This is a genomic window from Petrotoga halophila DSM 16923 (assembly GCF_002924615.1).
The window spans coordinates 1-12,794 of sequence record NZ_JALY01000167.1; the positions used below are offsets into that span (position 1 = coordinate 1).

Consider the following 12,794-nt stretch of genomic DNA (forward strand, 5'->3'; position numbering starts at 1 on the left):
CCTTCGCCCCGCTCCCCACCCATAAGGAAAGGTATGGTAAACCTTCACCTCGCTCCCCCCTAAGGAAAGCTATGGTAAGTCTTCGCCTCGCAGCCCAACCATAAGGAAGGGATCTGCGGTCCATGTATCCCACAGCTTTGGTGATTAAGCTTGCTCTTTCAACTTTTCTTTAAGGTATTCTAAAGCTAATATATATCCATAGAATCCTAGTCCAGATATGACCCCATCACATGAAGAAGAAGTAACAGATATTTGCCTAAAACTTTCCCTTGCCATGATATTTGTTAGATGAACCTCCACTTTTGGCACATTTACAATTTCTAAGGCATCTCTTATCGCATAAGAATAATGGGTATAAGCACCGGGATTGATTATTAAAGCTTCAAAATCCAATTTTTGAATTCTATCTATGATTTGACCTTCCGAGTTGGATTGAAAAAACTCCACATCTATACTATTATTTTGTGCAAAATGGTTTATCTGGTTTTTTAAGTCTTCGTAGGTTTCACTTCCATAGATATCTTTAGGACGTTTCCCCAGCATATTCAAGTTAGGACCGTTTATTATAAGAATCAAAAGATTTCACCTTCTTTTATTTTGATTTTTTCAATAATAAAATTTCCTGGTGCTTTTAAAATTGGCATCTTTATTTTTTGATTTGCCCCTATTTTTTTGTCGTTTGATAAATAATAATATATGTCTTTTTCTTCTATTTGAATGTTTTTAACTTTTTCAGGAACAAGTGTTTCTAATGTGTCTTTAATTTCTAGATACTCTTTTTCTTCCAAATATTTTTTCTTGTAAAAAAATTCTATTTCTTTGATCAAACCCCATCCTACCGATAAGCCATGTGCAATGCCTGTAGCGGCTTCAAAGGTGTGACCTAAAGTGTGTCCAAGATTCAAACAACTTCTCAACCCCGTATCTTTGAAGTCTTGTTCCACTATACGAAGTTTTTCCTCTACGGATCTTTTAATAAAAAAAGATAATTTATATAGATTCCTATTAAGTATCTCGTGCATATTCTCTTTAAAATACTCATAAAAATCATTTCCTGAGATCAATGCCATTTTATAACCTTCGATTAAACCTTCTATGAATGTTTCGTCATTTAAGGATAATATAGAAAGTGGATCTATAATCACTTCTTTGGGTAAGTTTATTGTCCCCACGACATTTTTGTATTTTTTGAAATCTATTCCATTTTTTCCTCCTATTGCAGCATCGATCTGAGAAAGAAGTGTGGTAGGGTAAAAAGAAAAGTTCATTCCTCTTTTGTAAGTGGAGCCAACAAAACCTGTAAAATCAGTTATAGTTCCTCCGCCAATCCCAAGGAGTAAGTTATCTCTAGAGACATTGTTTTCAAGTAGATATTCGTAAGCCCTTATTACAAAAGAGATGTCTTTTGTTTTTTCTCCGTTTGGTAAGACAAGTTTTTTCTGTGGTAGGTACTCTCCGTATAGTTCATTGACCTTTTCGCTGGTAAAAACTATGGAATCTGGGGGGAGAGACTTTAGACTTCCTGCATTTATTGATACTTTTTGAAAAGATGAATCTATTTCAGCATCGTTTTTGATATCGTATTGGTAGAGGATTTTAGCAACTGATTCCCATTCGGTCAAATTTGTGATATCGACCGTTTTGAATTGTTCGTATAATTCTTTTCGATCTTGGTATATCTTTATAATATTTTCTTTGTTGTTTGCTAGAACGGGTCTATTTTCTAAACTTACACGATCTTTAAGCTTTTCAGGAGCGACACTCAGGTATATGGCATTTTCTTTTTTCAATATGGTTCTATTTTTAGCGTTTAAGATTATTCCTCCCCCAGTTGATACGACTATGGATTGAGTGTTTTCTGCTAATTTTTCGAGAATGTCGTTTTCCAATTTCCTGAAGTATTCTTCACCGTATCTTTCAAAGATGTCTTTTATTTTAAGATTTTCGTTTTTTTCGATTTCTTCATCTATGTCGATATAGGGTATGGAAAGCACTTTTGAAATCTTTTTTGCGAGGGTCGTTTTTCCAGATCCCATCATTCCTACTAAGAAAATTTTCATCGAATATCACCATATTTCTTGAAGTATCTGTCTTTTATGAGTTCAATATTATCGTTTCCAAATCCGTCTATAATTTCTTCCATTAATATAATAGCAAGGGTACATTCTGTTATTACCGTCGCAGCAGGAATAACAACAGAATCAGATCTTATGTAAGGTGCTTCTTTTGGTTCTTTGGTTTTAAGATCCACAGAAGGAAGAGGATTTGCAAGTGTAGAAATAGGTTTGAAGTATGTAGTGACCATTATATTTTCTCCATTGGTTATCCCTGCTTCTATGCCACCTGCGAAATTCTTGGTTCTGCGTATATCACTATTTTCCACTTTGAAAGGATCTTGGAATTCAGATCCAGGTATACTTACATCTTCTTTGCCTATAAAAACCCCTTTCACAGAAGGGATCGACATAAAGTATTTTCCTATTTTTGAATCAACTCTGTTCAAAACATCGGCGTAACTTCCCAATCCCGGTTTCACATTTGTGGCGAATGTTGTTACACTGCCTCCCAAGGTGGTTGCTTTTTTTAGAGCATTTTCTTTGATTTCTTCCATCATTTTTACAGAAATATCTTCAAAAGGACATTGAACTTCTGATTCATTTCTTTTTTGGATATAGTAAGTGAAATCTTTTTGGATTTCTTCAAACCTTTCTTCTTCGACACTAACTTTTCCAATCGATTTTACAAAACTCGTCGTTGTTATATCAAAATTTTCAAGAAATTGTTTGGCAACGCTCCCTATCGCAGTAAGTACACTTGTCCAGCGTGCGCTGTTCCTTTCCGTGTATATATTCAAATCATCTAATCTGTATTTATACCAACAAGAATAATCCCCATGCCCAGGTCTTGGAATATGTCTTTCTTCTTTAATAGGATTTTTTGCTTTGTTGTTTATGATTAAAACCAGCGGAGCCCCAGTAGTTATTCCTTCCCATAATCCCGAAACGATGATTACTTCATCTTTTTCTAATTTCATCCTGTTCCCACGACCGTACCCTAACTGTCTTCTTCTTAGATCTGTGTTTATTTTTTCTATATCTATTTTTAATCCTGCTGGTATTTCTTCTATTAATCCAATCATCTGTGAACCATGTGAGTCTCCAGCTATATTTACTTGCATTTTATTCACCTCTAGCAAAAGTTTTAAAAGTTTCATCGAATATTTCTAGGGTATAAATATGCCATATCTTCAAATTTTCTACTGCCTGATGGTACCAAAAAGTGCGTCCATCTATACATTTGATATTGTTTTCTTTTGCAATCTTTTGGAGAGGGGTATTATTGTAAACAATATCGTAAATTAAAGATAGATTGGAAAGACCTCTAACTTCTAAATTAAATGATTCTCCAAACATTCCAATAGAAGTGGCGTTTATGAAGGTTTTAGAAGTACGGATTATGCTTTGTAGGTGGTCAAAAGATTCCATTTTTATATCTATTTTTGACAAGAAAATCTTTTTCAATTTTTCAGCTTTTTCAACCGTTCGATTCACAAGAAACAACTTTTTTATGCCCATTTTGTATAAAGCGTAGATGATGGATTTACTCGCACCACCCGCTCCAACTAAGACGATCGGTTCTTTCAGCATTGATGGATTTAACGAGTTATAAAAGCCTTTCCAATCTGTGTTGTAACCTTTATTGTTGAAAATGCAGTTAACCGCATTTATTTCTTTAGCTTCTTCTACTGGTTCTACATATTTAATCACTTTTTCTTTGAATGGAACAGTAACGTTGAGTCCGTCGTAAGAATTAATATATTTATTAATTTCATCGTCAAAATTATCAGGTATTATGACTATATCTTCATATACAGCATCGATATTAGCTTTTTTAAAATATTCATTAAAAACCTTTTTTGATAAGCTTTCTTTGTGAGGGTATTCTAATAATCCGAATTTTTTCATCTTTTGCTCCTTATCTTCTCAAAAATCTCTGTAAATTCCGGGAAAGATATATTCACACATTCAAAATTATCAATTTCTATAGGATTATCTGCTATCAAACCGGCTATAGCCAGCGACATTGCTATTCTATGGTCGTTGTAACTTTCACAAGTACAGTTTCCCTGTATTTTTTGACTTCCGATTATATCAAAACCGTCTTCTTTTTCTAAAACATCAATGCCTAGTTTTTTTAATTCTCTGGTGATTGCTTTTATTCTGTCTGTTTCTTTGTAACGTAATTCTTTTGCGTCTTTTATTGTTGTTTTTCCTTTTGCTTGGGTAGCAGCTATCGCCAATATGGGGATTTCGTCGATAATCAAAGGAATCATCTCACCTTTTATTTCAACACCCTTTAACGAACTACTTTTTACGAGCAAGTCCCCAACTGACTCATTGTTTAATGTTTTTTCGTTGATGATATCTATATCCGCTCCCATCATCTTCAACACAGATAATATACCTGTTCTGGTTGGGTTGATTCCTACATTTTTTATTAATAGAGTAGAGTTTTTGGTTATAAGGGCAGCAACTATGAAAAAGGATGCAGATGATATATCACCTGGCACAAAGAACTCCCGACCTTTTAAATTGTTAGTGAGACCTTGGATAACAACGGTTGTATCTTTTTGAATGATATCAGCACCAAAATATTTTAACATCCTTTCAGTATGATCACGAGATTTGGCAGGTTCTATTACCTTAGTTTCTCCTTTTGCATACAAACCAGCCAACAAAATTGCAGATTTAACTTGGGCACTTGCAACTGGGGTTTTATAAACAATGGGGGATATATCTTTCGTCCCCAATATTGTGATGGGAGCAAACTCGCCATTTTTCCTCGCAAAAAAACGTCCACCCATTTTACTTAGTGGATCTATGACTCTTTTCATAGGCCTTTCCCTCAAAGAGTCGTCCCCTGTAATTACACTGTAAAAATTTTGAGCAGATAACACACCCATCATTAAGCGCGTTGTTGTACCAGAGTTTTTTGCGTTTAGAACGTTGGATGGTTCAATGAAATTATCTTTTCCCTTACCCTCTACAATTACCTCATCTTTGCTAATTTGTTTAATATCGGCGCCTATTGAATTTAATATATTTAACGTACTTAAGGTATCTTCAGAACTTAAAAAGTTGTGTATTTTTGTTTCACCTTCAGCGAGGGAACCAATGATTAGTGCCCTGTGTGATATTGATTTATCACCTGGTAGAGTGATCTCTGCATTTATATTTTCTGTTGGAGTTACTTCAATTTTCATCTTTTCCTCCCAATATTGAGTTTTTTTGCCTTTACAACTCAAATTTACTGATTTTGATCAAGTCATCTTTTATTTCTTTGTATTTATCTTCGATTAAATTCTTTTTGAAGGCAGTTAACTCTTTTTCAAAATTCTCTATGGCACGCAGTATATTCTCTTTGTTTTGTTTGAATATATCGATCCACATTTGGGGATCGCTTTTTGATAATCTTGTTGTGTCTTTAAAACCAGTTCCGACTAATTTTAGATAATTTTTATTATCTTCTTTTAAATTCATCAGAGTTTTTACTAGATAATAAGAAATTATCTGAGGCAGATGACTTGTTGCTGAGAGAATTTCATCGTGAGTTTCGGCATCTATTATTATTGGAATGGCTCCGATTTTTGTGATCAACCTTTCAAACTTATTAAAATATACTTGATCACAATTTGCGCTTTTTATCAATATATATTTTTTCCCTTTGAATAAATCCGCCTTGGCGTTTAATGGACCAGACTTTTCGGATCCTGCCAATGGATGACCGCCTATGAAATTGATCCTTTTGTTTTTGAAAGTATCAAAGAGTTGCATAATTTTATATTTCGTACTACCAACATCGGTTACAACTGTATTTTCTTTTGCTAGACTAATTGTATCATGTAAAATACTTTTTGTACTTTCTACAGGCGTTGCAAAAATTATTAAATCTGCTTTTGAAATATCTGATATTTTCGCAGGTTCATCGATAGCTCCTAACTTTAAAGCTTCTTTTAAAGAATTATTATCGATATCGTATCCAATGATAGTACTTATTTCTTTTGTTTCTTTAAAGGCTAGAGCTAATGAAGTTCCAATCAATCCAGTGCCAATGATTATGGTGGTGTCGAATAACATTAATCGTTCCTCCAATACAATGTTGTTTGTATCTCAGGCTAAGATTTTACTGTCTATTTCTAATAAGGCTTTTATTTGATCCATTAATTCACTGAATTGCTCAAAATTCAGAGATTGTTTCCCATCTGAAAGGGCGTTTTGAGGATCTGGATGCACTTCTATTATTAACCCATCAGCGCCGGCGGCTACAGCAGCTTTTGATAGAGGAGCGACGTATCTCCAATCCCCACTAGCGTGACTGGGATCAATTATAATAGGTAAATGACTGTATCTTTTGATTACAGGTATTGCACTGATGTCCAAGGTATTTCTCGTTTCATCAGTAAATGTTCTAATTCCTCTTTCACACAATATAACCTGGCTGTTCCCTTCAGAAATGATATATTCTGCCGACATTAAAAATTCTTTGTATGTAGCTGATAAACCCCTTTTAAGTAAAACTGGTTTGTTGAGCTTACCTACTTCTTTTAAAAGTGCAAAATTTTGCATGTTTCTTGTTCCTATCTGTAAAATATCGGTATATTTTGAAACCAACTCGACCTCTCTGGTGTCCATAACTTCTGTAACTATCTTTAGACCAGTTTCTTCACTAACTTCTTTTAGAATCTTCAGGCCTTCTTCTTTTAAGCCTTGAAAAGAATATGGAGAAGTTCTTGGTTTATAAGCCCCCCCTCTTAGGAATTTAACCCCTTTTTCTTTTAAGAATAGAGCGGTTTCTAAAACCTGTTCTTTACTTTCTACTGCACAAGGTCCCGCGATCGTTAAAAAATTTTCCCCTCCTATTTTTATCCCTCCTATGTCGTATATTGAGTCTTTAGATTTGAATGTTCTACTTGCTAATTTGAAAGGTTGAGTTATTTCTACAACCCTTTCAACTCCTGGGAAAGTTTCGATGTTGTTTAAAATGTATTCCCTGTCACCTTCCCCTACTACCCCAACAATCGTGTGATTTTCTCCTTTATCAGGATGAGCTTTAAAACCTACTTCTTCCACCTTTTGAATAACATTTGTAACTTCTTCTTCTGTTGCATTTTCCTCCATTACGATCACCACCCGAATTCACCTCCAAATTTTAAAAATATTATCTTTAGAGATTCTAAAGCTTGTTTTAGCGCCCCTTCGCCCCCTTAATTTATTTTCAAAGTATCTATAAAAAAAATAGGTGTCTACTAAAAGAGTAGACACCCATTTTGGAATCTTTGTGGACTAAGTTTTTATACGACAAAACAAAGCCACCAAAATGGGTGTCTTGCTAAAATACCAATAATATTTATTTTCATTTTCGATTAAGACCTTTGTAATCATTTTTGCTCTCTCCTCAACTTTCCTTTAAAATTATTTTATCAGGAAAAAATATTTTTGTCAACAAAAAAAGTGTTTTTTTCTCTATAATTCAAAATTTATAGGCATAAAAGTATACACTTCTGTAAAATAGACTAAATGAAAAGATGCTAAAATTTCTTATGAAATGTAGATTTTAAAATGCTTATTTACAAAGTAAATGGAGGTGAATAATCATGTTTTATACTACTATGTTATTGTTAATCCCACCATTGATATTAGCTATCTGGGCTCAAGCAAGAGTTAGTAGCACTTTCAACAAATATTCTCGAGTAAAGGCATCAATTGGAGAGCCAGGCTATATGTTTGCCAGAAGATTACTTGATTCTGTTGGGTTATATGATGTTAAAGTCGAAAGAGTAAGAGGTACTTTGAGTGATCATTATGACCCTACCAAAAAAGTATTGAGACTTTCTGACTCCACTTATAACAGTTCGTCTATAGCTGCTTTGGGTGTTGTAGCTCACGAAGCAGGCCATGCTATACAACACGCTAAAGGTTATAAACCTTTAATTCTTAGGAATCTGGCTGTGCCGTTGGCAGGTTTTGGTTCTAATATGGCGTGGATTATATTCTTTATTGGACTTATTTTTTCTACACCTTTTTTACTTAATGCTGGAATTTTCTTGTTTCTTTTCGTCGTTTTATTTTCAGTTATAACCTTGCCGGTTGAGTTTAATGCCAGTAGTAGGGCTTTGAAACTTTTACCCGTTATGGGAATGTCCAAAGAGGAAGTAGCAGGTGCAAAAAAGGTGTTATCAGCCGCAGCGTTAACCTATGTGGCAGCTGCGTTGATGGCGATTGCTCAACTTTTAAGAATGCTAGCGTTAGCTGGTTCAAGAAATTAAGGTATATCCTCTATGATTTGCAAAAGATGGATACTGTATGGAAGAGTTCAAGGTGTCGGTTTAAGACATTTTTTAAGAGTGCATGGAGTAAGGCTTCAACTTGAAGGGTATGTTAGAAACTTACCCGATAGTTCGGTTGAGCTGGTTGCTCAAGGAGAAAAAGAAAAAGTTTTGAAACTAAAAAAAATTATCCTACAAGGAAATGGGTTCAGTAGATTAGAAGATATTCAAGAAGAAGATTTCCCCATAGGGAATTATGGAAGTTTTCATATAGAATATTGAATCAAAATAGAGGCTATTCGCCTCTATTTTTTACCATACTTTCAAACTTTTTGTAAAGTTTATTATTTCTTTGAGCAATTTATCTTTGTCATCGCTATTTTCGTCGATTATTTTTATTAGGGCACTTCCTACAATTATTCCATCGAAATATTCAATAATATTTTTAGCCTTTGTCGGGCTATCTATTCCAAAACCGATGGCTAAAGGAATATCAATATACTTTCTCACTCTTTGTGAGTACTCTTTCAAATGCTCCATAGGTGCTTGGCTATCCCCTGTTACCCCCATAATTGATACACAGTACAAAAATCCAGAACATACCTTAGATATTTCTTTTAGTCGCTCTTCAGAGGTGTTTGGAGCGACCAGTAAAATAGGATCGATACTGTTTTCTTTTATTTTTGCGTAAAATTCCTCTTCTTCGTCAAAAGGCAAATCTGGAATTATGACCCCAGAGATGCCTGTATTCACGGCGTCTGTTATAAAATTGTCGATACCATAATTGAGAATTGAGTTGTAATAACCCATTAAAACGAGTGGGCAAGTAACATCTTCTTTGATTTCATTCAGGGCTTCAAAAATTTTTTTAAGGGTAATCCCATTTTTTAAAGCTTTTTGGCTTGCTTTTTGAATTATTGGCCCATCGGCTAAAGGATCAGAAAAAGGTATTCCTACCTCTATAATATCAACACCAACTTTGTTCAATTCTAATATAATTTCTTTTGTAGCCTCTAAGCTTGGATCTCCGGCTGTTACATAGGTGATTAAAGCCTTTTTATTTTTGAATGCTTCACTTATTTTGCTCATTCTATTACCTCCCTACCAAGCTTTCTATAAGAATCTACATCTTTGTCTCCTCTTCCAGAAAGATTTATCATCATGATTTTATCTTTATTGAGTGAGGGTGCAACTTTCATAGCGTAAGCGATTGCATGCGAACTTTCAAATGCTGGGATGATTCCCTCCAATTTCGTTAAAAGTTCGAAACCTTGCAACGCTTCTTCATCTGTTATGGATACATACTGAGCTCTTTTTTCATCGTGTAGATAACTATGTTCAGGTCCCACACCCGGATAATCTAAACCTGCAGAAATAGAATATGCAAGTTGAATTTGACCGTCTTCATCTTGTAAGACGTAAGATTTACTCCCGTGAAGTACGCCTATTTTCCCCGCAGTCAAAGAAGCTGCATGTTGCCCAGTTTCTAATCCTTTCCCTGCGGCTTCCACTCCTATCAATTCAACATCTTTATCTTCTATGAAAGGGTAGAACATACCCATAGCGTTACTACCTCCGCCAACACATGCAACTATGTAATCAGGCAGCCTTCCTTCTTTTTCTAAAATCTGATTTTTAGATTCATCACCAATAACCCTTTGAAAATCTCTAACTATTTTAGGATATGGATGTGGACCTACAACCGAGCCTATAACGTAGTGCGTGTTTTCAACGTTTGTAACCCAGTCTCTAATAGCTTCATTTATGGCTTCCTTTAAAGTTTGGCTACCACTGTATACAGGTATAACTTTTGCTCCTAGCATCCTCATTTTGTATACGTTGAGGGCTTGCCTTTTAATATCTTCTGCCCCCATGTAAACTATACATTCCAAACCAAATCTAGCAGCAGCGGTTGCTGTTGCCACACCGTGCTGGCCTGCACCGGTCTCTGCGATTATTCTTTTTTTATTCATTCTTTTTGCAAGTAATACTTGCCCCAACGCGTTATTTATTTTGTGTGCCCCTGTATGGTTTAAATCTTCCCTTTTTAGATATATCTTTGGACCATTAAGGTATTCTGTAAATCTTTCAGCAAAATATAAAGGGGTAGGCCTTCCACAGTAATCTTTCAACAAACCTTGGTATTCGTCTATAAAATCAGGATCTTTTGAATATTTTTCGTGAGCTTCCTCCAACTCTTCAAGTGCCGGAATCAATGTCTCTGGAACGTATCTACCTCCATACTGACCAAAATAAGCATTTTTCATAAAATTGAATCCTCCTTTTTTATTTTTTGCAGTTTTAAAGTTTGTTATAGCACCCCTTTGCCCCGTTCCCCACCCTTCTTTAGAAAGGGACCTGCGGTCCCTAACATAGTGGGGGGTGGAGGGCTCCACCCTGTGACCCTTTTAAAATCAAAATCTTGTTTCTAAAACGTGCGTTGAAAACCCTTTGCTCCGCTCCCCACCCTTTTAATTTTATTATTTTATTTTGATAGAATTTATCCTATCGATAATTTCTTTTATTAACCTAATATCTTTTTTACCTGGATACAATTCAACTTTGCTGTTTAGATCAACAGCATTGGGTTTGATTGTTTTTATAGCTTCAACTACATTTTCTGAACCCAAACCACCCGCTAAGATGAACGGTTTTTTTATATCGGTTTCTTTTAAAATCTCCCAATTGAAAGTATGCCCTGTACCACCTATCTTTTCACCAACTTTTGTATCAAATAAGAAGTAATCCACAAAATCATTGTACTTGGATATTTCTTCTAACGAGCTTTTATTTTCAATTTTAATGGTCTTTATTGTTTTTAACTTGCATTTTTTAATTGTATTTGCATCTTCTGATCCGTGAAATTGAACGTAATCAAATACCCTACTTCTTTCAATTTTTTCAATTTCTTCTTTATTAGGATTGACTACTACCGCTACCCTGCTTACAAAGGGAGGTAACTCTTTAGATATTTCAAGAACTTTCGATAATTCAACTTTTCTTGGGCTTTCAGCTAAAATGAAACCTAAAGCATCTACCCCAGCTTCGGATATGTCAATGGCGTCTTCGATGTTTGTGATTCCACAAACTTTTATCCTAATCACTGTAAATAACTCCTTTTTTCTGGAAATAATTCCCCAATCTTCGAAACAGGATCGTTTTCTTTCATTAGAGCTTCTCCGATTAATACCCCATCTACTCCTAAACTTCTAAGGTAATCGATGTCACTTTTTTCTTTAATTCCACTTTCTGAAATAACATAAAAATCCTTACGTTTATCTAATTTTTCAAGTTCTTCAAGTAGTTTTTCAGTATTTCGTAGGCTAACAGAAAAATCATTTAAATCCCTATTATTTATTCCCAATATTTCAGTTTCGGTATCTAAAACCTTTATTAATTCTTGGCGGTTATGAACTTCGACTATGGCTTCTAAACCTATATCTTTTGATATCTTAAGAAAATCAGAGATCTCTTTTTTTGTTAGTATTGAAACTATGAGTAAAATAACGTTGGCTCCCAGAAATAATGACTGGTAAATCTGTATGGGATCGATTATGAAATCTTTTCTTAAAATAGGAAGATTTGTTTTGGCTCTTAATTCTTTTAAAATTTTTGTACTACCTTGAAAATATTTTTCATCAGTTAGGATAGAAATAGCATCTGCACCAGCTTTTATATATAACTCTAACTGCCTTTGTGGGTCAAAATTCGTTGAAATGATTCCTTTACTTGGTGAGGCCTTTTTGATTTCCGCTATTAAAGTTAATTTTCCTTTTTGGAAGGAGTCTTTTAAGGAGATTTTCTTTTCTTTTAGCTTTGCTACTTCTTCCTTTTTTGTTTCTACTATTTTTTCTAAATACATCTTTTCCTCCTTTATCAGAATTTTTTACTATTTTAGCGCCCCTTCGCCCCGCGGCCCACCCGGCTCCCTGCCCTCTTTTTCTAAGGAAATCTAGGAAGTTTTTGCTTGTAAAGATAGAAAGTTAGTAAACTCTACCATCTCTTCCAATTTTTTCATCGCTTTTCCACTATCAATTATCTCTTGTGCATAACTAATGCCTTCTTCTAAACTGTTGACTTTGTTTGCCACATATAACCCGGCTGCCGAATTCAAAACGACCACATCCCTTTTGGGACTCATTTCACCGTTAAATATGTTTAATATTATTCTTCTATTTTCTTCTGCGCTTCCGCCTTGGATCTCTTGTATGCTGCATTTTTTCAGCCCTAAATCTTCCGGGGATATTTCTAACTTTTCTATCTTACCTTCATTTAAAAACGCCACTTTATTCTTTCCTGACAGAGAAAATTCATCTATGCCTTCCGAACCATGAACAACCATCGCTCTTTTAACTCCCAAGTTATTCAAAACCTCTGCTATGGGGTAAACTAAGTTTGGATCGTATATACCCATTAATTGATATTTTACATTTGCAGGATTCGTTAAAGGTCCTAATACGTTAAAAAT

At 34.7% G+C, this 12,794-nt stretch carries 13 protein-coding genes and 1 pseudogene; 2 read left to right on the top strand and 12 right to left on the bottom strand.

Annotated elements, in window-relative coordinates; genetic code table 11:
- Positions 1 to 144 precede the first annotated feature (144 nt).
- The 7 genes from aroQ to aroF are packed head-to-tail and all read right to left on the bottom strand — an operon-like array spanning position 145 to position 7,190.
- On the bottom strand, positions 145 to 576 hold the full coding sequence (gene aroQ / locus AA81_RS08180; protein ID WP_103898751.1) for a type II 3-dehydroquinate dehydratase: 432 nt from the start codon (positions 574 to 576) through the stop codon (positions 145 to 147).
- The gene (gene aroB / locus AA81_RS08185) at positions 573 to 2,060 is read right to left on the bottom strand and encodes a bifunctional shikimate kinase AroK/3-dehydroquinate synthase AroB (RefSeq protein ID WP_103898752.1); all 1,488 of its coding nucleotides are present in this window, start codon (positions 2,058 to 2,060) and stop codon (positions 573 to 575) included. The genes aroQ and aroB overlap by 4 nt, the downstream gene beginning before the upstream one ends.
- Positions 2,057 to 3,178 (bottom strand): chorismate synthase, encoded by a 1,122-nt coding sequence (gene aroC, locus AA81_RS08190; protein ID WP_103898753.1) that lies wholly within the window; start codon positions 3,176 to 3,178, stop codon positions 2,057 to 2,059. Before aroC ends, aroB begins: the two co-directional genes overlap by 4 nt.
- Position 3,179: 1 nt before the next feature.
- Complete coding sequence (locus AA81_RS08195) at positions 3,180 to 3,965, bottom strand: shikimate dehydrogenase family protein (protein WP_103898754.1); 786 nt, start codon at positions 3,963 to 3,965, stop codon at positions 3,180 to 3,182.
- Complete coding sequence (gene aroA / locus AA81_RS08200) at positions 3,962 to 5,263, bottom strand: 3-phosphoshikimate 1-carboxyvinyltransferase (RefSeq protein ID WP_103898755.1); 1,302 nt, start codon at positions 5,261 to 5,263, stop codon at positions 3,962 to 3,964. Before aroA ends, AA81_RS08195 begins: the two co-directional genes overlap by 4 nt.
- 31 nt (positions 5,264 to 5,294) lie before the next feature.
- Positions 5,295 to 6,137, bottom strand: coding sequence for a prephenate dehydrogenase (locus AA81_RS08205; RefSeq protein WP_103898756.1), 843 nt, complete (start codon positions 6,135 to 6,137; stop codon positions 5,295 to 5,297).
- 33 nt (positions 6,138 to 6,170) lie between these two features.
- A complete protein-coding gene (aroF, locus tag AA81_RS08210; RefSeq protein WP_103898757.1) occupies positions 6,171 to 7,190 on the bottom strand; it encodes a 3-deoxy-7-phosphoheptulonate synthase in 1,020 nt (339 codons plus the stop codon).
- A 464-nt stretch (positions 7,191 to 7,654) separates the two neighbouring features.
- Here aroF and AA81_RS08215 point away from each other — a divergent pair, with 464 nt between their 5' ends.
- Both AA81_RS08215 and AA81_RS08220 read left to right on the top strand, forming a co-directional pair.
- Entirely contained in the window at positions 7,655 to 8,326 is a 672-nt protein-coding gene (locus tag AA81_RS08215) for a zinc metallopeptidase (protein ID WP_103076135.1), read from the top strand.
- A gap of 12 nt (positions 8,327 to 8,338) precedes the next feature.
- Positions 8,339 to 8,608, top strand: coding sequence for an acylphosphatase (locus tag AA81_RS08220; RefSeq protein WP_103898758.1), 270 nt, complete (start codon positions 8,339 to 8,341; stop codon positions 8,606 to 8,608).
- Positions 8,609 to 8,638: 30 nt separating this feature from the next.
- Here the strand turns inward: AA81_RS08220 and trpA are convergent, their stop codons facing one another.
- From trpA to AA81_RS08245, 5 genes and pseudogenes are all read right to left on the bottom strand, one after another.
- The gene (gene trpA, locus AA81_RS08225) at positions 8,639 to 9,415 is read right to left on the bottom strand and encodes a tryptophan synthase subunit alpha (RefSeq protein WP_103898759.1); all 777 of its coding nucleotides are present in this window, start codon (positions 9,413 to 9,415) and stop codon (positions 8,639 to 8,641) included.
- Positions 9,412 to 10,593 carry a tryptophan synthase subunit beta gene (gene trpB, locus AA81_RS08230; protein ID WP_103898762.1) on the bottom strand — a complete coding sequence of 394 codons (1,182 nt, stop codon included), beginning with the start codon at positions 10,591 to 10,593 and terminating at the stop codon, positions 9,412 to 9,414. The genes trpA and trpB overlap by 4 nt, the downstream gene beginning before the upstream one ends.
- A 213-nt stretch (positions 10,594 to 10,806) precedes the next feature.
- Positions 10,807 to 11,430, bottom strand: a complete 624-nt coding sequence (locus AA81_RS08235) for a phosphoribosylanthranilate isomerase (protein WP_103898760.1) — start codon at positions 11,428 to 11,430, stop codon at positions 10,807 to 10,809.
- Positions 11,427 to 12,188, bottom strand: a complete 762-nt coding sequence (gene trpC / locus AA81_RS08240) for an indole-3-glycerol phosphate synthase TrpC (RefSeq protein ID WP_103898761.1) — start codon at positions 12,186 to 12,188, stop codon at positions 11,427 to 11,429. Before trpC ends, AA81_RS08235 begins: the two co-directional genes overlap by 4 nt.
- Positions 12,189 to 12,278: 90 nt before the next feature.
- A pseudogene (locus AA81_RS08245) lies at positions 12,279 to 12,794 on the bottom strand (anthranilate phosphoribosyltransferase); the annotation flags it as partial.

Bases quoted from the DNA above. Each gene is read 5' to 3' on its own strand.
- trpC (WP_103898761.1), bottom strand. From the start codon at position 12,188: ATGTATTTAGAAAAAATAGTAGAAACAAAAAAGGAAGAAGTAGCAAAG.
- aroC (WP_103898753.1), bottom strand. From the start codon at position 3,178: ATGCAAGTAAATATAGCTGGAGACTCACATGGTTCACAGATGATTGGA.
- AA81_RS08220 (WP_103898758.1), top strand. From the start codon at position 8,339: ATGATTTGCAAAAGATGGATACTGTATGGAAGAGTTCAAGGTGTCGGT.
- aroB (WP_103898752.1), bottom strand. From the start codon at position 2,060: ATGAAAATTTTCTTAGTAGGAATGATGGGATCTGGAAAAACGACCCTC.
- AA81_RS08195 (WP_103898754.1), bottom strand. From the start codon at position 3,965: ATGAAAAAATTCGGATTATTAGAATACCCTCACAAAGAAAGCTTATCA.
- aroA (WP_103898755.1), bottom strand. From the start codon at position 5,263: ATGAAAATTGAAGTAACTCCAACAGAAAATATAAATGCAGAGATCACT.
- trpA (WP_103898759.1), bottom strand. From the start codon at position 9,415: ATGAGCAAAATAAGTGAAGCATTCAAAAATAAAAAGGCTTTAATCACC.
- AA81_RS08205 (WP_103898756.1), bottom strand. From the start codon at position 6,137: ATGTTATTCGACACCACCATAATCATTGGCACTGGATTGATTGGAACT.
- AA81_RS08215 (WP_103076135.1), top strand. From the start codon at position 7,655: ATGTTTTATACTACTATGTTATTGTTAATCCCACCATTGATATTAGCT.
- trpB (WP_103898762.1), bottom strand. From the start codon at position 10,593: ATGAAAAATGCTTATTTTGGTCAGTATGGAGGTAGATACGTTCCAGAG.